The organism is Shinella agrisoli, from assembly GCF_046557955.1.
In the GTDB taxonomy this organism is placed as follows: domain Bacteria; phylum Pseudomonadota; class Alphaproteobacteria; order Rhizobiales; family Rhizobiaceae; genus Shinella.
Map to the genome: position 1 here is coordinate 142,166 of NZ_JBJIEP010000001.1, position 18,091 is coordinate 160,256.

The 18,091-nt window shown below is 65.7% G+C and carries 17 protein-coding genes and 1 riboswitch; of the genes, 8 read left to right on the plus strand and 9 right to left on the minus strand.

Annotated features, from left to right (window positions below; all coding sequences use genetic code 11):
- Positions 1-4: 4 nt before the first annotated feature.
- The gene (locus tag ACIIOY_RS00635; protein ID WP_411032671.1) at positions 5-1,519 is read right to left on the minus strand and encodes an amino acid permease; all 1,515 of its coding nucleotides are present in this window, start codon (positions 1,517-1,519) and stop codon (positions 5-7) included.
- A 135-nt stretch (positions 1,520-1,654) separates the two neighbouring features.
- Complete coding sequence (locus ACIIOY_RS00640; protein WP_411033038.1) at positions 1,655-2,416, minus strand: N-formylglutamate amidohydrolase; 762 nt, start codon at positions 2,414-2,416, stop codon at positions 1,655-1,657.
- Positions 2,417-2,604: 188 nt separating this feature from the next.
- Here ACIIOY_RS00640 and ACIIOY_RS00645 point away from each other — a divergent pair, with 188 nt between their 5' ends.
- The 6 genes from ACIIOY_RS00645 to ACIIOY_RS00670 all read left to right on the plus strand — a co-directional run bounded on the left by ACIIOY_RS00645 (position 2,605) and on the right by ACIIOY_RS00670 (position 8,281).
- Positions 2,605-3,510, plus strand: a complete 906-nt coding sequence (locus tag ACIIOY_RS00645; protein WP_411033039.1) for a MurR/RpiR family transcriptional regulator — start codon at positions 2,605-2,607, stop codon at positions 3,508-3,510.
- Positions 3,511-3,571: 61 nt separating this feature from the next.
- Positions 3,572-4,678: an ABC transporter substrate-binding protein gene (locus tag ACIIOY_RS00650; protein WP_411032672.1), complete on the plus strand. Its 1,107-nt coding sequence runs from the start codon at positions 3,572-3,574 to the stop codon at positions 4,676-4,678.
- A gap of 19 nt (positions 4,679-4,697) precedes the next feature.
- Positions 4,698-5,594: an ABC transporter permease gene (locus ACIIOY_RS00655; protein WP_411033040.1), complete on the plus strand. Its 897-nt coding sequence runs from the start codon at positions 4,698-4,700 to the stop codon at positions 5,592-5,594.
- The gene (locus tag ACIIOY_RS00660) at positions 5,591-6,379 is read left to right on the plus strand and encodes an ABC transporter permease (protein ID WP_411032673.1); all 789 of its coding nucleotides are present in this window, start codon (positions 5,591-5,593) and stop codon (positions 6,377-6,379) included. The genes ACIIOY_RS00655 and ACIIOY_RS00660 overlap by 4 nt, the downstream gene beginning before the upstream one ends.
- Positions 6,380-6,389: 10 nt before the next feature.
- Positions 6,390-7,457, plus strand: coding sequence for an ABC transporter ATP-binding protein (locus ACIIOY_RS00665; protein WP_411032674.1), 1,068 nt, complete (start codon positions 6,390-6,392; stop codon positions 7,455-7,457).
- 104 nt (positions 7,458-7,561) lie between these two features.
- Positions 7,562-7,710: riboswitch (FMN riboswitch) on the plus strand.
- Positions 7,711-7,804: 94 nt separating this feature from the next.
- Entirely contained in the window at positions 7,805-8,281 is a 477-nt protein-coding gene (locus tag ACIIOY_RS00670) for a 6,7-dimethyl-8-ribityllumazine synthase (RefSeq protein WP_411032675.1), read from the plus strand.
- A 96-nt stretch (positions 8,282-8,377) separates the two neighbouring features.
- Here the strand turns inward: ACIIOY_RS00670 and ACIIOY_RS00675 are convergent, their stop codons facing one another.
- A complete protein-coding gene (locus ACIIOY_RS00675) occupies positions 8,378-9,175 on the minus strand; it encodes a helix-turn-helix transcriptional regulator (RefSeq protein ID WP_411032676.1) in 798 nt (265 codons plus the stop codon).
- A 288-nt stretch (positions 9,176-9,463) separates the two neighbouring features.
- On the opposite strand from ACIIOY_RS00675, the gene ACIIOY_RS00680 reads away from it, so the two are divergent.
- On the plus strand, positions 9,464-10,627 hold the full coding sequence (locus tag ACIIOY_RS00680; protein ID WP_411032677.1) for a polyamine ABC transporter substrate-binding protein: 1,164 nt from the start codon (positions 9,464-9,466) through the stop codon (positions 10,625-10,627).
- Between the two features lie 2 nt (positions 10,628-10,629).
- Here the strand turns inward: ACIIOY_RS00680 and ACIIOY_RS00685 are convergent, their stop codons facing one another.
- Positions 10,630-11,343, minus strand: coding sequence for a L,D-transpeptidase (locus ACIIOY_RS00685; RefSeq protein ID WP_411032678.1), 714 nt, complete (start codon positions 11,341-11,343; stop codon positions 10,630-10,632).
- 166 nt (positions 11,344-11,509) lie between these two features.
- Here ACIIOY_RS00685 and ACIIOY_RS00690 point away from each other — a divergent pair, with 166 nt between their 5' ends.
- The gene (locus tag ACIIOY_RS00690; protein WP_411032679.1) at positions 11,510-12,109 is read left to right on the plus strand and encodes a YdeI/OmpD-associated family protein; all 600 of its coding nucleotides are present in this window, start codon (positions 11,510-11,512) and stop codon (positions 12,107-12,109) included.
- Between the two features lie 23 nt (positions 12,110-12,132).
- On the opposite strand, the gene ACIIOY_RS00695 is transcribed toward ACIIOY_RS00690, so the two are convergent.
- From ACIIOY_RS00695 to ACIIOY_RS00715, 5 genes are all read right to left on the minus strand, one after another.
- Positions 12,133-13,155 (minus strand): glycoside hydrolase family 25 protein, encoded by a 1,023-nt coding sequence (locus tag ACIIOY_RS00695; RefSeq protein WP_411032680.1) that lies wholly within the window; start codon positions 13,153-13,155, stop codon positions 12,133-12,135.
- A 138-nt stretch (positions 13,156-13,293) separates the two neighbouring features.
- Positions 13,294-13,866: a helix-turn-helix domain-containing protein gene (locus tag ACIIOY_RS00700; RefSeq protein ID WP_411032681.1), complete on the minus strand. Its 573-nt coding sequence runs from the start codon at positions 13,864-13,866 to the stop codon at positions 13,294-13,296.
- A gap of 15 nt (positions 13,867-13,881) precedes the next feature.
- Positions 13,882-15,543, minus strand: a complete 1,662-nt coding sequence (ertB, locus tag ACIIOY_RS00705; protein ID WP_411032682.1) for a thiourocanate hydratase — start codon at positions 15,541-15,543, stop codon at positions 13,882-13,884.
- 179 nt (positions 15,544-15,722) lie between these two features.
- Entirely contained in the window at positions 15,723-16,814 is a 1,092-nt protein-coding gene (ertC, locus tag ACIIOY_RS00710; RefSeq protein WP_411032683.1) for a thiohydantoin desulfurase, read from the minus strand.
- The gene (locus ACIIOY_RS00715; protein ID WP_411032684.1) at positions 16,814-18,091 is read right to left on the minus strand and encodes a Zn-dependent hydrolase; all 1,278 of its coding nucleotides are present in this window, start codon (positions 18,089-18,091) and stop codon (positions 16,814-16,816) included. Before ACIIOY_RS00715 ends, ertC begins: the two co-directional genes overlap by 1 nt.

An 18,091-nucleotide genomic window follows, 5' to 3' on the forward strand; every position in this document is an offset into this window, starting at 1 on the left:
GGGCTCAAGCCTTGGCAGCGGCCGCGACGGCGGCCTTCTCGCCGTGCTCCAGCGCGAACTCCTCTTCCGGCGACAGGATCAGCCGGTGGCGGCCGACCAGCGCGAAATAGGCGATCGCGACCCCGAACCAGACGGCGACCCAGACAACGCCCTTGAAGAAGTTCGGATCCTGGATCTGATAGAGCAGCGTGACGACCGCGATGACGATCGTCAGCACCGCACCCGGTATGCCGAGCGGCGAGCGGAACGGCCGCTCGATGTTCGGCAGCTTCTTGCGCAGGAGGATGAACGAGACGGCCTGCATGATGTAGGAGAACATCGCGCCGAACACGGCCATGTTGAGAAGCACGCTGCCGATGATGCTGCCGCCCTTCTCCGCCCCCAGCGCGAACCAGATGACAAGCATGACGGCGAGCCCAACGACGGCGCCGGTGAGCATGGCGAGATACGGGGTCTTGTAGCGGTGGTGCGTGAGCGAGAGCGCGGTCGGGAAGTAGCCGGCCCGCGAGAGCGAATAGACCTGGCGGCCCTGCGCATAGAGGATCGTGTGGAAGCTGGCGATGAGGCCGGTGAGCGCGACGAGGCCGAGGATGACGACGCCCCCGTCGCCGTAGATCGACTTGAAGCCGTCGAGCAGCGGCTCGAGCGAGGAGCCGAGCTGGAAGGCGCCGACGCCCGGAAGCGACGGGTTGAGCAGCACGATCATGAAGGCCGAGATCATCAGCGTGACGATGCCGAGGATGATGCCCTTCGGCATGTCGCGCTTGGGATCGACGGATTCCTCGGCGGCGAGCGGCAGCTGCTCGATGGCGAGGAACAGCCAGACGGCGAAGGGCAGCGTCGCCAGCACGCCCGAGAAGCCGAAGGGGAACCATTCGCCGTTGCCCTCCGGCAGCTCGACCGCCGCCCCATCCGGCCCGACGCCGATGTTCAGCGCCCAGCGCGAGAAGTCCATGTTCGGGATCGCGCTGATCCAGAAGAACACCAGGACCGCGAGCGAAAGCAGGGTGATGACCAGCGTCACCTTGAAGGAGAGCTCGAGGCCGAAGATGTTGAGGCTGAGGAATATCCCGTAGAACAGGATCCACAACAGCGGCGAATAGACCGGATCGAGGCCGAGGATCGAGTTCACGTAGGCCGTGATGAAGGTCACGATGACCGCCGGCGTCAGCACGTATTCGACGTTTTCGCAAAGGCCGGTGATGAAGCCGCCCCACGGGCCCATCGCCGTACGGGCGAAGGAGTAGGCCGCGCCGGTGTGCGGCAGTGCCGGGCTCATCTCGGCGATCGAGAACGTCAGGCCCAGATACATGATGGCGATGATGATGCCGGCGACGAGCATGCCGCCCCAGCCGCCGGTGGCAAAGCCGAAGTTCCAGCCCGAAAAGTGGCCGGAGACGACGGCGCCGACGCCGAGGGCCCAGAGGGACCAGACGCCGGCATAGCGCGAAAGCCCGCGCTTCTCGAAATAGGAGGCATCAGCGCGCTTGTAGCTGATCCCCGTCTGTGAGTTGTCCATTACCCTTCTCTCCTGTTTGCCGCCGGCTCTTCTGCACCGCGGCAGAGAGCGCCCGACGTGTGCCTTCGGCGGAGGTCGGAGCCTATCCCCGATCCGCCACATTCTCCGCGGACATGCCGCTCCCCGGGGCCTGTTTTATTGTACGGCGGCCAGCCCCTCCAGGAGCAGCCCCGTCAGATAGCCGGCCACGACCCCCTGGCCGGCTTCGTCCTTTATGAGGTCGTTTCGAACCTCGATCATCACATTGGGCAGGCCGTTGGAAAGGCCGTGCTCCCTCAGCGTATGCGTCACGCCGTCCTCGGGCCCGTAAGGCTCGTTGCGGCGGATCTCGTACGGCCCGTGGGCGCCGGCCATGAGCATGGCATCGGCAAGCCGCGTGTCGGCGTCATGCAGGATCCCGATCTCGACGGCGCGCGGCTTGCCGAAATAGACCGGCGTGAAGCTGTGCATCGTCACGATGACCGGCGGCCTGCCCGCCTCGATCCGGTTCCTCACCAGCCGCGAGAGCGTGTCGCGAAACGGCAGGTAGAACGCTTCCGTGCGGGCCTCGCGCGCCGCCCGGTCGAGCCCGGAATTGCCCGGAACGTCGTAGACCTCGCTCTTTTCCGGCATGGCGGCAGGCGATTCCGGCGGGCGGTTGCAATCGTAGGCGAGGCGGGAAAAGCGCTGGAAGACGAGCGTCGCATCCAGCATCCCGGCCATGCGGCGCGACACGCCGAGCGCACCGGGATCCCAGGCGATGTGGCTGGCAAGCGCTTCTTCGGAAAGGCCGAGCGTGCCGAGCGATTTCGGCAGCTGGCGGGATGCGTGCTCGCAGACGAGGATGACCCAGCCGCGCGCGGCAACGTTTTCCAGGGCGACGGGTTCGCCCTCCTCTCCAGTCAGAATTCCCATCAGCCTGATCCCCTCGACCGGCTCTTCTTGTTGCTGAAAAGAATTCTTCACCATTTTGCCGCTGTCAACGGGTCTTTGAAAAAATCTCTTCAAAAAATCATTTGACTCGAATTGTGGCGGCGATGTTAATTTTAGAAATTCCGGCAAAGACCGGAGCGCAGGGGAACGATTTGACGCTCAACCAAGCATCCATGACGGTGTCGGATGTGATCCACGCCCATTTCGATGCGCTGACGCGCGCCGAAAAGCAGCTGGCCGCATCGCTGCTCGACAACTACCCCGTCTCCGGCCTCGGCAGCATCACGACGGTCGCGGAAAACGCCGGCGTGTCCACCCCGACGGTTGCCCGCATGGTGCAGAAGCTGGGCTTCCGCGGCTTTCCGGATTTCCAGGCCCGCCTGCACCACGAGCTGGAAGCGACCCTGTCTAACCCGATCAGCAAGCATGACCGCTGGGCGGCGAACGCGCCGGGCACGCATATCCTCAACCGTTTCGCCGACGCGATCATGGGCAACCTGCGCCAGACGCTCTCGCAGGTGGAGACCGCCGATTTCGACAGCGTCGCCGCCCTCCTCGCCGACCGCCAGCGCAGCATCTACATCATCGGCGGGCGCATCACCAAGGCGCTTGCCGACTACCTCTTCACCCATCTCCAGGTCATCCGCCCGCAGGTCACCCAGATCCCCGCCAATCCGAGCTCCTGGCCGCACTACGTCCTGAACATGAAGGCCGGCGACGTGCTCGTGATCTTCGACATCCGCCGCTACGAGCAGGAGATGGAGACGCTGGGCCGCGTGGCGCGCGAGCGCGGCGTCGAGATCGTCCTCTTCACCGACCAGTGGGCCTCGCCCGTCGCCAAGGACGCGGCGAAGGTCTTCCGCGTCCATATCGAAGCGCCGTCAGCCTGGGATTCCTCCGTCGTGACGCTGTTCATCGTCGAGGCGCTGATCGAAGCCGTCCAGAGTTCGGGCTGGGAGGAAACCAGCGACCGGATGAAGACGCTGGAAGGCCTCTTCGAGGCCAGCCGGCTTTTCCGCAAACCTCGGACGGAGGTCCCCGGCAAAGACCTGAGCGGCATACGAAAAAACGTCACATGAGCTTCATGCGCCACAAGTAATCACCTTCGCCGAAGTGCCTGACTCACAAAAGGAGAACCCCGTGATGTCACATACGAGACGCCTGCTTTCGCTCTCCACCGCCATGGTGCTCGCCACCACCTCCCTCGCCTTCGCCGAACCGAGCGCGGAGCTGATCGAGGCCGCCAAGAAGGAAGGCATGCTGACGGTCATCGCCTTGCCGCACACCTGGTGCGGCTATGGCGAACTGATCGCCAACTTCAAGAAGAAATATCCGGAAATCCAGATCAACGAACTGAACCCCGACGCCGGTTCTGCCGACGAGCTCGAGGCCGTCCGCGCCAACAAGGACAACAAGGGCCCGCAGGCTCCCGACGTCCTCGACATCGGCCTCGCCTTCGGTCCTCAGGCCAAGGAAGAAGGCCTTCTGCAGCCCTACAAGGTTTCCACCTGGGACGAGATCCCGGCAGAAGCCAAGGACGCCGACGGCTACTGGTACGGCGACTATTACGGCGTGCTGGCTTTCGGCATCAACAAGGACGTCGTGACGGGCACGAACCCGGCGAGCTGGGCCGACCTTCTGAAGTCGGACTACGCCAATCAGGTTGCGCTCGCCGGTGATCCGCGCACAGCCAACAATGCCATCGTATCCGTCTATGCGGCCGGTCTTTCCACCGGTGCAGACGCCGCCGGCGCTGCCGAGGCGGGCCTGGAATTCTTCAAGAAGCTCAACGACGCCGGCAACTTCGTTCCGGTCGATGCTGAGGCGGCTCCGATCGCGCAGGGCACCACGCCGATCGCCATCAACTGGGACTACAACCTTCTCGCGCAGCGTGACGGCATGAACGGCAACCCGCCGCTCGACATCGTCGTTCCGTCCGATGGCGTCGTCGCCGGCGTCTACATCCAGGCGATCTCCGCCTACGCTCCACATCCCAACGCTGCAAAGCTGTGGATGGAGTATCTCTATTCGGACGAAGGTCAGCTCGGCTGGCTGGCCGGCTACTGCCACCCGATCCGCTTCAACGCCATGTCGGCTGCCGGCAAGATCCCGCAGGAGCTGCTGGCCAAGCTGCCGGATGCCGCCAACTACGCGAAGGCAATCTTCCCTTCGATCGATGAGCAGAATGCCGCCAAGGCCACGATCACGACGAAATGGGACTCGGTCGTAGGGGCCAATGTCCAGTAACGACACACACGCTGCGCACATGTCGACAGGCCCGGATAGCTTCGGGCCTGCCATCCCGTTGCGCTCTCGCCTCCGGTTCGGTCTGGAGTGGCTGAGCGTCGTGCCGTTCATCGTCTTTGCCTTGATGTTCCTGGCTGCGCCTACCGTCTCTCTGGTTGTCCAGGCCTTTACCGATCGTGCGGGCGATTTTACGCTAGACAACATCCGCGGTCTGGCCACTGACCAAATCGTCCGCGCCTATACGATTTCGATCCAGATATCCCTTGCATCCGCCTTGCTTGGGGCCATTTTCGGTCTTCTGATCGCCCTGGCGCTGATCCGCGGTCGTCTGCCCCACGGCCTGCGCGCCGCCGTCATGACTTTCTCCGGAGTCGCCTCGAATTTCGCCGGCGTGCCGCTCGCGTTCGCATTTATCGCCACGCTGGGACGCCTCGGCCTCGTCACGCTCATACTGCGCGAGGCATTCGGCTTCGACCTGTATCGCACCGGCTTCACCCTTTTCAGTTTCTGGGGTTTGACGCTCACCTATCTCTATTTCCAGATCCCGCTCATGGTCGTGATCATCACGCCGGCCGTGGACGGCCTGAAGCGCGAATGGAGCGAGGCCGCCGAAACGCTCGGCGCAAGCACGTGGCATTTCTGGCGCTATGTCGGCCTGCCGATCCTCTGGCCGCCGTTCCTCGGCACGCTCTCGCTGCTCTTCGCCAATGCCTTCGGCGCCATCGCCACGGCCTGGGCGCTGACCGGATCCAATCTGAACATCGTCACCGTGCTGCTCTATAACCAGATACGCGGCGATGCTCTGCAGAACCCCGGTCTCGGAGCCGCACTCGCCATCGGCATGGTGGTCATCACCTCCATCACCAACATCATCTATTTGGTGGCGGCAAAACGGGCCGAAAGGTGGATGAAATGAAACAGAACCGCCTCTGGGCCTGGATCGTCGTCGGCCTGAGCATGGTGTACTTCTTCGTCCCGCTCATCGCGACCTTCATCTTTTCCCTGCGCATGCGCCGAGGCGAGCTCAGCTTCGATGCCTATGCCTCGGTCTTCGCCGATCCGCGCTTCCTGGCGAGCTTCGCCTACTCCCTGGCAATCGGCGCCTTCACCATCGTCCTCGGCATCCTCGTCGTCGTACCGGCCGTCTACTACGTCCGTCTGCGCATGCCCTGGCTGCGTCCGATCATGGAGTTCATCACACTCCTGCCGCTGGTAATCCCGGCGCTGGTGCTGGTTTACGGTTATATCAGGCTCTACAACTCCAGTTCGCTGATCCCCTTCACCGGGTCGGCCCTGGGAACGGATATCCTGCTCGTCTGCGCCTGCATGACGTTGGCCCTGCCCTACATGTACCGCGCCGTGGACACAGGCATGCGTACGATCGATATCCGCACGCTGACCGAAGCGGCACAAATCCTCGGCGCCAGTCAGTGGTCGATCATCTCCCGCATCGTCTTTCCAAACATTCTCGTGGCCGTGCTTTCCGGCGCATTCCTGACCCTGGCCATCGTCATTGGCGAGTTCACCATCGCCAGCCTCCTCAACCGGCCGGCCTTCGGCCCCTACCTCGTCACCGTCGGCACCAATCGTGCTTACGAACCATCGGCGCTCGCCATCATATCGCTGCTCGTCACCTGGGGGGCGATGGGCATGATCCAGTTGCTCGCCCGGTTCGCGCCGAAGACTGCCCAAAAGGATTAGAGACCGGACAATGGCCGAAGAATTTCTGCGAATCGAAAAGCTGGTGAAGACTTTCGGCGCCAACCAGGTGGTCAAGAGCGTGGACCTTGCCTTCAACAAGGGCGAGTTCATATCGCTGCTTGGCCCGTCGGGCTGCGGCAAGACCACCATTCTGCGCATGATCGCCGGCTTCGAGCGCCCGACCAGCGGCGCGATCTACGTTGAAGGCCGCGACTTCACCAATCTGAGCCCCAGGCGGCGCAACGTCGGCATGGTCTTCCAGGCATACGCGCTATTCCCGAACATGAGCGTCTTCGACAACGTCGCCTTCGGCCTCAAGATTGCCGGCAAGCCGAAAAGCGAGATCGCGGCGCGCGTAAAGGAGATGCTGAAACTCATTCATCTGGAAAATCTCGCCGACCGCTATCCCTACCAGATGTCCGGCGGCCAGCAGCAGCGCGTGGCGCTTGCCCGCGCGCTCGCACCCAGCCCCCGCATACTGCTGCTCGACGAGCCGCTGTCGGCGCTGGACGCCAAGATCCGCGTCTCGCTGCGCGAACATATCCGGCAGATCCAGCAGCAGCTCGGCATCACCACGGTCTTCGTCACGCACGACCAGGAGGAGGCGCTGTCGATCTCCGACCGCATCGTCGTCATGAACGCCGGCAAGGCCGACCAGATCGGCAAGCCCGCCGAGATCTACAACCGTCCCGCCACCCGCTTCGTCGCCAGCTTCGTCGGCACGCTGAACCTCATCGAGGCCAGGGTCGTCGACCCGGCGGCCAACCGCGTCGCGATCGGCGACCAGGCCGTGACGCTGCGCGAGCCGCTCGGCGACGCCAAGGCCGGCGATACGGTCTCGCTGGCGCTGCGGCCGGAAGCCGGCTCCATAGCCCCCGACGCCAGGGGCGACACGGCGCTCACCGGCGAGGTCGTCTCCTCCAACTTCCTCGGCTCGGTCATCCGCACCCGCATGAATGTCGGCGGCAGCATCATCTCCTTCGACATGTTCAACAGCCCCGGTCTCGTGCCGCCGGCCGCCGGCGACACCGTCACGCTGCGCTTCACCGCAGGCGACCTCCTGATCATCCGCGATTAGCCGCTCATTCCAAGCCTCGGCCGAAGCTTGGAAAAATCTGTCGCGAATCGCGCGCTTTCCGTCGCCCGCGGATTTGATCTGCGGGCGGCGGGCCGCTAGTCTCCCATCGTTCTCAGGGCGGGGCGGAATTCCCCACCGGCGGTATCGGAAGCAATTCCGGAGCCCGCGAGCGCCTTCCGCTCAAACGGAAGGGTCAGCAGATCCGGTGCGATGCCGGAGCCGACGGTCACAGTCCGGATGGAAGAGAGCAAGCAGGAGGCACCCGCCGGAAGGCGGGCCCGCGTGCCTCGTGCATGTTCGCCCAAGGGGACCGTTGAAAAATGGCGCAACCCTTGAAAGGCCTAGACATGAATGTGAATGCCAATCCCGCAACCCGCATCGCCGTCATCCGCGCCCGCTGGCACGCCGGCATCGTCGACCAGGCGGTCGCGTCCTTCGTCGCCGAATGGCAGGCGCTCGGCGGCCGCGCCGAGGATGTCGAGATCGTCGACGTGCCCGGCGCCCTCGAAATCCCGCTGCACGCCCAGCTTCTCGCCAGGACCGGACGGTATTCCGCCATCCTCGGCGTCGCCCTCGTCGTCGACGGCGGCATCTATCGCCACGACTTCGTCGCCGGCACCGTGGTCGATGCCATCGTGCGCGTCGGCCTCGAGACCGACGTGCCGGTGCTCTCCGCCGTTCTGACCCCGCACAACTTCCAGGAATCGGAAGCCCATATCGCCTTCTTCCGCGACCATTTCGTCATCAAGGGCAAGGAAGCCGCCCAGGCCGCCCGCCAGATCATCGACGCCAGGGCCCGGGCGGCACTCGCCGCGGTCGCCTGAATCAAAATCCGAGCGACCGGAATCGGTCCGTCAGGAAGAGGCGGCAAGCCGTTGAAAAGACTCGCCGGGAAGGAGGCGCCCCTCCCTCCCGGCGGCCTACGACTGGAGATTCTTCAGATAGATCGACAGGAGCTGGATCTGCGAGGAGATGCCGAGCTTGCGGTAGACGTTGCGGCGATGGACCTTCACCGTGCCGGTGGAGATGTCGAGCTTGAGCCCGATCGATTCCGACGAGTGACCCTGCAACACCATCTCGATGATCGACGCCTCGCGGTCGGTGAGGTTCAGCTTGCGCCAGACCCTGTCCGTCGCGCTCACCGGCTCGCTGCGCCGGCTGCGTCCCTGCCCGGCCGCAAAGCGCCCGGCAAGGTCGCCCCATTCGCGGCGCACGAAAGCGGCGACGAACGGCGCCGCATCGGCAAGCAGCGCAAATTCCGAGGCCGGGAAACTCCCCGCCTTCTCCCGCCGCATCAGCGAGACCACCACCGTCACGCCGTCCGCGGCCGGCACGAAGAAGCCGATCTCCTCGGCAAGCCGGGTCTTCGAATAGTAGGTGCGATAGTATTCGCTGGAGAAGAACCGGTCCGGCGCGAGCTCGCGCATGCGGAAAATGCCGGCCCGGCCCGCCCGCGCCGTGTGGTAGAACGGGTCCAGGAGGTATGGCCCGGCCTGGTAGAGCGTGACGAAGACGTGGTAGCCGTCCGCGTCGAAGGTGCTGAAAAGGTCGATCGGCCGGGCCTCGTCGCGATAGGCGAAGATGACCATCTCGTCGAAGCGCACGAGCGCGCGCATCATCGCCAGCAAGGTCTCGCCCGTCAGCCGGTCCGAACGTTCCGCCGGCCTTCCGGTCCAGTCGGCGAGCGTCCGGAAAAGTGCCGTGAAATCGACCCGCATCGCCCTGCTGCTTCCCGTTTCCGCACGACGGGTGATCCGCCGTCCTGTCCGGGTATACTCCTTCCACAGCCCATTTACGGATAAAATACCTCTCACGGGGTATATAATGGCAGCCTGCCGGCATCACACGCCCCGACGGCTGCCGATCACCGCCGGGCGCCGCGACCGATCGGAAAACGACCTTGCCGCAGCGGGCGGGCAGGGCATCCATAAGCTTCGGTCCCGGTACGGCGCATATCTTCCGGCCTGAGGGAAACAGGTCCGTGATAACAACAAGGGAACAGTGTGATGTCGAAACGGTTCAGAGAGAATGCTCCGATCAGCGCCCGCGACCTGACGGACGAATTCATGCGGCTGAAACGCGGTTCGGTCACGCGCCGCCATTTCCTCGCCGTCACCGGCCTCGGCCTTGCCGCGGCGGTGCTCGCCCGCCAGCCCGGGCTTTTCGCCGCGGAGGCCTTCGCCCAGGACGATCTTGGCTCTGTCATGTCGCTCGCCACATGGCCGAACTACCACGACCCTGCGACCTTCGAGGCCTTCACCGCCGCGACCGGCGTTGCCGTCGAGGTGAACGTCTTCGGCTCGAACGAGGAGATGCTGGCGAGGCTCCAGGCCGGCGGCGCCGGTTGGGACCTCTTCGTCCCGACCAACTACACGATCTCCACCTATGCCAGCCTCGGCCTCATCGACCCGCTCGATCTCTCCAAGGTCCCGAATTTCGACCGGAAGACCCAGAACACCCGCTTCATCGACGAGGGCACGGTCGACGGCAAGGTCTATGCCCTGCCGAAGAACTGGGGCACGACGGGCATCGCCTTCAATTCCGACAGGGTGAAGTCGAAGGTCGCCAGCTGGAAGGAATTCTTCGAGATCGCCATGACGGAGGCGGACGGGCGCGCCATGGTGCACGACTACCAGCTCACCACCATCGGCAACGCCCTCGTCTCCCTCGGCTTCTCCTTCAACTCGGTCAAGCCCGAGGAGCTTGCCAAAGCCGAGGAACTGCTGATCAAGGTCAAGCCCCACCTCTATGCCGTCAACAGCGACTACCAGCCCTCGATGCGCGCGAGCGACGCCTGGATGACCATGTGCTGGACGAACGACGGCGCGCAGCTCAACCGCGACATTCCGGAGATCGAGTTCACGCTCGGCGCCGATGGCGGCGAGATATGGTCGGATTTCTACGCGATGCCGGCGAGCGCCGCCAACAAGCCCGCCGGCTACGCGCTGCTCAACTTCCTGATGGATCCGCAGAACGCGGTGAGGGAGCACATCGCCAACGGCGCGCCGACCACCGACAGCCGAGTCATCGCGCTGCTGCCGGCCGAAATCACCGGCAACAGGATCGTCTATCCGGACGAGGCGGCGCTGACCCCGCTCGAATTCGGCGCCGCCGTCACGCTGACCGACCCGGCCCGCGCCGAGCTGATGGCGCGCTTCAAGTCGGCCTAGCCTCAGACCGACGCCATCGGAGCCTGGTGCACGACGATGCGCGCGTGATAGGGCACGCGCTTGTAGAGATCGAGCACGTCCTGATTGACGAGCCGCACGCAGCCCGACGACGTCGCCTTGCCGATCGACTTCCATTCCGGCGAGCCGTGCAGCCGGTAGAGCGTGTCCCTGCCGTCCTGGAAGATGTAGAGCGCCCGCGCGCCGAGCGGGTTCCTGATACCGGGCTCCATGCCTCCGTTCTCCACGGAGTATTTCGCCAGGTGCGGCTGGCGCGCGATCATGTCCGCCGGCACCTTCCAGCGCGGCCAGGGCTGGCGCCAGTGGATGATGCCCTCGCCTTCCCAGGCAAAGCCCTCCCGGCCGATGCCGACGCCGTAGCGCATCGCCGTGCCGCCCGGCTCCACCACGTAGAGGAAGCGGCCGGGCGTATCGACGACCACCGTGCCGGGCGCCTCCCCCGTCGGGTCCTTCACGCGCTGGCGGTAGTATTTCGGGTCGATCTCCTTGTAGGGGATCGCCGGAATGAGATGGCCGGCGTCCTCGACGGCCGCATAGCGCGCCGCCAGTTCCTCTTCCGTCGCCGGCACGATCGGATAGCTGACCTTCTGCGGCACCGGGGCATTCCTGACCGAGGTCTCCGTGGTTGCGCATCCCGCGAGCGTCGCGGCGGCGCCCAGGAAGAAGGCTCTGCGCGACAATGTGCACACCGTAGGCATTCTCTGTACGATCTCCTTGGGAAGATGAGGAAGGAACGTCCGATGGCTAGCCAAACCGGAAGCGGGCTGGCAAGAAACATCCGGATCACTTCTTCGGCATTAGTCGGCGTGCGCCGGCACGGCCAGTGCAGGAAGGACACGTTCGCCGGAAATCGGGAGGAACACGATGGCGCCTGTGGAAATCGACCCCGCCCATGTCCGCGAGTTTCCCGATCCGGAAAGCTTCCACCGCTGGCTCGCCGAGAACCACGACACCGCGCCGGAGGTCTGGATCAAGATCCACAAACGCGGCTCCGGCCTTAAGTCCATCGATCCGGAGGAGGCGATCGAGGTGGTTCTGTGCTGGGGATGGATCGACGGTATCCGCAAGGGGCTGGACGCAAGGAGCTTCCTCCAGCGCTACAGTCCGCGCGGCCGGAAAAGCGTGTGGAGCAAGAAGAACGTGGAAACGGTCGGCCGGCTGATCGAGGATGGCCGCATGACGGAGCACGGCTTGAAGCAGGTGGAGGCGGCGAAGGCGGACGGCCGCTGGGACAATGCCTATGGCAGCGGCAAGGACCTGAAGATCCCGCCGGACCTTCAGGCCGCCATCGATGCCGAGCCGACGGCCAGGGACATGCTCGGCAAGCTCACGGAGCAGAACCGTTTCGCCCTCGCCTTCCGCCTGCACAACCTCAAGACGGAAGCGGCCCGCAAGCGCAGGATCGAAACCTTCGTGGAGATGCTGAAACGCGGCGAGACGATCTATCCGCAGAAGCGGAAATAGGCGGTCCCGGATCTACGCCTGGGTCAGCTCGACTGGCCGGCCAGCCAGTTGTGCCAGTCGTCCTCGCTGCCGTGGAAGACGTTGAGGTCGATCTTGCCCGAGACGCCGTGCGACAGGCCGGAACCGGAATACTGCCAGAACACCCAGCGGCGGTTCGGATAACGCTTTGACGGGTGCGCGGCGACCGAGCGCAGCCAGAAAGGATATTCCTTCAACTCGCCCGAAAGGTTGTCGGCATAGAAGTCCGGCGCGGTGTAGATGATCGGCCGCTTGCCGTAGTGGCGCTCCAGAATCTCGGCGAACACCCTGATCTTCTCGACATACTGGGCGCGCGTCAGGCGCTTCTTGCAGCGCGACTCGCCGTTGTACTCGGCGTCGATCACCGGCGGCAGCGCATCCGGATCCTTCGGAACGTTGCGGATGAACCATTCGGCCTGCGAGCTGGCGACCCGGCACCAGTAGAAGAAATGGTAGGCGCCGCGCTTGATGCCCGCTTCCTTCGCCCGGCGCCAGTTCTTCTGGAACATCGGGTCGAGGTGATCGCCGCCGTCCGTCGCCTTGATGAAGGCGAAGTTGGCGCCCTGCATGCGCAGCTTCACCCAGTCGATGTCGCCCTGCCAGCGCGAGACGTCGACGCCGTGCACCTGATAGTGCTTCGGCGCGCGCTTACCGAAATTGATGGGATGGGCATCGCGGAATTGCTGGCTGTAGACGCGCGAACGCTTGCGCGAGCGCCCTTCCGAGGGCTCCTCGGCGGCCAAAGCGTCGGCCGGCCGTTCCGACGGGATCGCCGCCTGCTTGGCCACCGTCTCGAAGACATGGGTTTCCGGAACCGGCCCGGCCCAGGCGAGCATTTCCGCACCGTCCGCCTTCACCTTGCTCTCGCCGACGGCGACTTCCGGCACCGGGCCGCCGCCCTTGGCGACGGAACTGGTCGTCTCGCGCGACGGCTTGATGGCGAGCGCGGTGTCGGGAGTCGTGCTCGACGCACAGCCTGCCAGGGAGGCGCAGCCGAGGAGGACCGCTGTAAGGACGGAAAGACGCATTGGCACTCGCACGCAAAACAAACCGAAGCCCCCATCCTTTCGATACAGGACGGAATTACTAACGGAAGATTACCGCGAAATGTTAAATGCAAGGTTTACGCCCGACCTCGACATTTCAGGTAGTTAGGTCCGGCATTCTCACGTTCCTTGACGAATGGCGCCGACAAGGGCCCGCCCGCGAGGGGAAAGCCGGTAGCCGGCGGCAAGGCTCTCCGTCAGCCCAAGTTCCTTGAGCTGACGGACCTTCCGCTTGAGCGCCGGCTTCTCCATGCCGAGCCGCTCCGCCATCTCCGCGGCCGTCCGGCCATCCCGCTCCGCGATCATGGAAAGCACGGCGCCCGTCCAGGCAGCCGCGCGGTCGAGCGTCTCAAGGCGGCTCCTGAGATCGGCAATCTCGGCGGCGCCGAGCGTGTCGTTTTCGCGCAGGTCCTCCCGCGGGTCCCTGCCCGCGACATGGAAGCCGATGCGGTAGAGATCGCCGTCCGGGCGAAGGCCGCGAACGAGGTCTTCGCGCGAGGCATGGCCCGCCGCGCGGATATCCGCGTCCGAAACGGCCGCAAGGTCGACCCTCTCGACGCTGTCGATGGCGAGCACGCCAGCGGCCGTGCGCAAGGTGCCGCCGGGGCGGACCGCGGGCCTGGACCAGCGGCGGAAGGCGAGCGTCACCTCGCCCCTTGCGATCCCTTCAAGCACCTTCGCCTTGAACAGCATTGCGCTCCTCCGGCATCAGCCCACCGGCACGTAGCCGATGTCCTTCTTCGCGATCTCGTCCAGCGACTCCTCGTATCCGGCGTCCGCATAGCGGATGACGCCGAGCGCGGTGTCGTTCGTCAGCGCATGCTCCAGCCGCTCGGCCGCCGCCGGTGTACCGTCCGCGACCAGCGTGACGCCGCAGCTCGTCATGTAGCCGGCATAGCCGCCGCCGCCGGAATGGACGACGACGAGGTCGGCCATGGAGGAGGAGAGCAGCATGGCGTCGAGCAGCGGCCAGTCGGCGATGGCGTCCGAGCCGTCCTTCATGCGCTCCGTCATGATGTTCGGATGCGCCATGGCGCCCGCATCGAGATGGTCGCGCGAGAAGGCGACCGGCCCCTTGAGCTCGCCGGCCGCGACCAGCCGGTTGACCGCGAGCGCCAGGTCCGTGCGCTCGCCGTGGCCGAGCCAGGCGATGCGCGCCGGCAGGCCCTCGAAGGGGATGTTCTCGCGCGCGAGGCGGATCCAGTTGGTGACGATCCGGTTGTCGGGGAACATCGTGAGCACCAGGTCGTCGATCCGCGCGATGTCGCTCTCCTCGCCGGACAGCGCCATCCAGCGGAACGGCCCGATGGCGCGCGAAAAGAGCGGCCTCAGATAGGCTTCCGTGAAGATCGGGATGTCGAAGGCGTTCGCCACGCCGCCATCGCGCGCCTGCGTGCGGATGAGGTTGCCGTTGTCGAAGACCTCCGCCCCCTGCTTCTGGAATTCCAGCATGGCCGAGACATGCTCCACGATGGAGGCGCGGCTTGCCGCCATCAGCTGCCCCTGCCCGTCCTCGCGCAGGCCCTTCACCTGATCGAGGCTCATGCCCTTCGGCACGTAGCCGTAGACGAGGTCGTGCGCCGAGGTCTGGTCGGTGACGATGTCCGGCACGATGCCGCGCCGGGCGATCTCCGGATAGACCTCCGCCGCATTGCCGACGAGGCCGATGGAGGTCGCGCGCTTCTCCTTGACGGCCGCGTCGACCATCGACAGCGCCGTGTCGAGGTCCGGCACCACATGCTCCAGATAGCCGACGGCCTTGCGCTTGGCGGCACGCTCCGGGTCGATGTCGACGCAAAGGATCGCCGCGCCCGCCATGCGGCCGGCGAGCGGCTGCGCCCCGCCCATGCCGCCGAGGCCCGCCGTCAGGATGAAACGGCCGGCAAGGCTCCCGCCGAAGCGCTTCTCCGCGATGCGCATGAAGATCTCGTAGGTGCCCTGGATGACGCCCTGGCTGCCGATATACTGCCACGCCCCGGCCGTCAGCCCGCCCCAGCAGATCAGCCCCTTGCGCTGGAGCTCGTAGAACACCTCGGCCTTCGCCCATTGCCCGACGATGTTGCAGTTCGCCATGATGACGAGCGGGGCCTTCGCATGGGTCCTGAGGAGGCCGACCGGCTTGCCGGACTGGATGAGAAGCGTCTGGTCTTCCTCCATCTCGCTCAAGGCCTTGACGATGGCCCGGTGCGAGGCCCAGTTGCGCGCCGCCTTGCCGAGCGCGGCATAGACGACGAGATTGTCCGGGTCCTCCCCGACCGACAGCACGTTCTCGAGGAGCCTCAGCAGCCCCTCCTGCCGCCAGCCCTTGGCCCGGAGCTCCGGGCCGCCGGGGATGGGGTAATTGGGGTGGCGCGGGTTCGGTCTGGGCATGGTCGTCTCCTGTTCGTTTCGCAGGGGCACTGCCCCTCATCCGCCTGCGGCATATCCCTTCTCCCCGCAAGCGGGGAGAAGGGATATGCCGCACCGGTTTCCCCAGCCATGGGCGGTTCGTGTGGCAAGTCCCCTCTCCCCGCAGGCGGGGAGAGGGTTAGGGTGAGGGGCAAGCCCGCTCAGCCATCAAGCGCATACCGCGCCAGCTCGATCCCCATCGCCTTCTCCACCGGCGGATAGACCGTCGGGTCCAGCACGCTCGATGCGAGCGGGATGATCGTCTTCGGCACATGCAGCACGAAGACCCTCATCCCCACCTCCAACTGGCCGACGCTGAGCGGTTCGCCCTCCGGCGAGAGCGTGGTGATGACGTCCGGGAAGGTCGCAAGCCGCTCGCCGCCCGCCGATTCCACCGCCATGTACTCGTTCATCACATGGAGCACCGTGGCGTTGTCGCCCGCACCCAGCGCCACCGTGCCGATGTCGAAGGCCTCCTTCGTATAGACCACTGACTTGTCGGTGATCGTGCCTTCGGCAAGGATCGCCCCGTCCGTCGTCTTCACGATGGCGTCGATCACCGCCGGACCGCCCTTGCCTTCCGCCGCGATGATCGCCTCGCCGAGCGTCAGCGCCAGCGAGATGCCGCCGAGCGCCGCGTTCCGGCGCACATAGGAAGCGCGCAGCGGATTGCGGCAGGAGGCGATGAAGCCGCCGGACTGGTCCGCGGCCGTGCGCAGGATCGGCGAGACCTTCGCCGTCGCGCCGCGCACGACGAGCTCGATATAGCGGTTCTCGTCGCGATTTCCCCCGACCGCCGTCTGGATCATCTGTTCCGGCGAGCCGGCCATGCCGATAGACCCCATGTCGCCCGTCGGATGCGCCCGCATGTCGCCGACGGCATCGAGAACCTTCGTGCCGAGGATGGCCGAGGGCAGCCAGCCGTTCAGCGTCGAGGATTTTCCGTTCTGCCCCACCATCAGCGCGGCGACCTTCTCGCCCAGCGCCTCCTGCAGGAGTTCCACCGCCTTCACATAGTCGACGCCGCGCATCTCCCAGGGTGTGGTCGAGGCCGGCGCGCCGATGGCGGCCGCCGTCGCCACCCAGTCGTCGTCGGCAAGCTCGTCGATGGAGACCAGCTCCGGCTTGCCGATCGAGACCGCGGCATAGCCCAGCATCCGTCCGTGATCGGCCCAGCCCCCGCCGCCGGCGGCATAGACCGAGCCGCCCTTGACCGCCGCCTCGACGTCTTTTTCCTTTAGAATCCGGCCCATCAGGCGCCCTCCTGAATCACTTCCTGAAGTTTTTCGTCCAGCTGAATCACTGCGTTAAGAAGAACCGCGGCGCCGAGCGCGATGTCGTCCGTCTCGGCGAATTCCTCCGGCGCATGGCTGCGCCCGCCTAGACACGGCACGAAGATCATCGCCGAGCGCGTCACCTTCGCCATGAAGGCCGTGTCGTGTCCGGCACCGGAAGCCATGCGGCGATGGCTGGCGCCGGCCGCCTCGCAGGCGGCGTCCAGCACGTCGAGCAGCAGCGGATCGCCGGGCGTCGGCATGTTGTCGGAGATGCGGAGCGGCGCCTCGACGACGGTTCCCGTCTCGCGTGCGATCTGCTCCGCCAGCCGCTCGACGGACGCGGCGAAGAGGTCCATCGACACCCGGTCCTCCGCCCGCGCATCGATCAGGAGGCGCGCACGGGAGGGAACGACGTTCGCGGCGTTCGGCTCGATGGAAAACTCGCCGACCGTCGCGGTGAAGTGGCTCGGCCCTTCGGAAAGGGACTTCGCCAGCGCCTCGACGCCCGTCACCAGCCGCGCGGCGGCGGCGAGCGCATCGGCCCGGTTTCCCATCGGCGTCGTGCCGGCATGATCCGCCCGCCCCTCGACGACGATCTCGATGCGCGTGATGCCGGCGATCGCCGTCACCACGCCGATGTCGAGCCCTTCCGTTTCCAGCACCGGCCCCTGCTCGATATGCAGTTCGAGAAACGCCGCGATGTCCCTGCGCGCCTGCGCGGCAATGCGCGCCGGATCGCCGCCCGCATCGCGGATGCCTTGTTCCAGCGTCAGCCCGCCGCTCGCGCGGGTCAGCCAGTCTTCCGGCAGCACGCCGGCCATGCCGCGGCTGCCGATGCAGGAGACGCCGAAGATCGAGACCTCCTCGGCAAGGAAATCGACGACCTCCAGGTCGTGGTCGAGCGCGATGCCCTGGTCGGCCAGCGCCCGGGCCACTTCGAGCGCCACCGCGACACCGGCGATGCCGTCGTAGCGCCCGCCGTCCGGCACCGTGTCCGAGTGCGAGCCGAGCATGATCGTGCCGAGGCCGGGCGTCCTGCCCGGACGGCGGCCGATCAGGTTGCCCGCCGCATCGATCCGCGTTTCGAGCCCCGCGGCCCGAAACCTTTCGGCAAGAAAATCCCGCCCCGCCGGGAACAGGGCGGTAAAGGCACGCCGTGTATAGGGCCGGCCGGGCTCGGTAAGCCGGGCAAGCCCGTCGATCACATCCTGTATATGGGCAGGATCGACCGGCAGATTGGTCGGGCGGGCCAT

Bases quoted from the DNA above. Each gene is read 5' to 3' on its own strand.
- ACIIOY_RS00635 (WP_411032671.1), bottom strand. From the start codon at position 1,519: ATGGACAACTCACAGACGGGGATCAGCTACAAGCGCGCTGATGCCTCC.
- ACIIOY_RS00645 (WP_411033039.1), top strand. From the start codon at position 2,605: ATGACGGTGTCGGATGTGATCCACGCCCATTTCGATGCGCTGACGCGC.
- ACIIOY_RS00655 (WP_411033040.1), top strand. From the start codon at position 4,698: ATGTCGACAGGCCCGGATAGCTTCGGGCCTGCCATCCCGTTGCGCTCT.
- ACIIOY_RS00660 (WP_411032673.1), top strand. From the start codon at position 5,591: ATGAAACAGAACCGCCTCTGGGCCTGGATCGTCGTCGGCCTGAGCATG.
- ACIIOY_RS00665 (WP_411032674.1), top strand. From the start codon at position 6,390: ATGGCCGAAGAATTTCTGCGAATCGAAAAGCTGGTGAAGACTTTCGGC.
- ACIIOY_RS00670 (WP_411032675.1), top strand. From the start codon at position 7,805: ATGAATGTGAATGCCAATCCCGCAACCCGCATCGCCGTCATCCGCGCC.
- ACIIOY_RS00675 (WP_411032676.1), bottom strand. From the start codon at position 9,175: ATGCGGGTCGATTTCACGGCACTTTTCCGGACGCTCGCCGACTGGACC.
- ACIIOY_RS00680 (WP_411032677.1), top strand. From the start codon at position 9,464: ATGTCGAAACGGTTCAGAGAGAATGCTCCGATCAGCGCCCGCGACCTG.
- ACIIOY_RS00685 (WP_411032678.1), bottom strand. From the start codon at position 11,343: ATGCCTACGGTGTGCACATTGTCGCGCAGAGCCTTCTTCCTGGGCGCC.
- ACIIOY_RS00690 (WP_411032679.1), top strand. From the start codon at position 11,510: ATGGCGCCTGTGGAAATCGACCCCGCCCATGTCCGCGAGTTTCCCGAT.
- ACIIOY_RS00695 (WP_411032680.1), bottom strand. From the start codon at position 13,155: ATGCGTCTTTCCGTCCTTACAGCGGTCCTCCTCGGCTGCGCCTCCCTG.
- ACIIOY_RS00700 (WP_411032681.1), bottom strand. From the start codon at position 13,866: ATGCTGTTCAAGGCGAAGGTGCTTGAAGGGATCGCAAGGGGCGAGGTG.
- ertB (WP_411032682.1), bottom strand. From the start codon at position 15,543: ATGCCCAGACCGAACCCGCGCCACCCCAATTACCCCATCCCCGGCGGC.
- ertC (WP_411032683.1), bottom strand. From the start codon at position 16,814: ATGGGCCGGATTCTAAAGGAAAAAGACGTCGAGGCGGCGGTCAAGGGC.
- ACIIOY_RS00715 (WP_411032684.1), bottom strand. From the start codon at position 18,091: ATGGCCCGCCCGACCAATCTGCCGGTCGATCCTGCCCATATACAGGAT.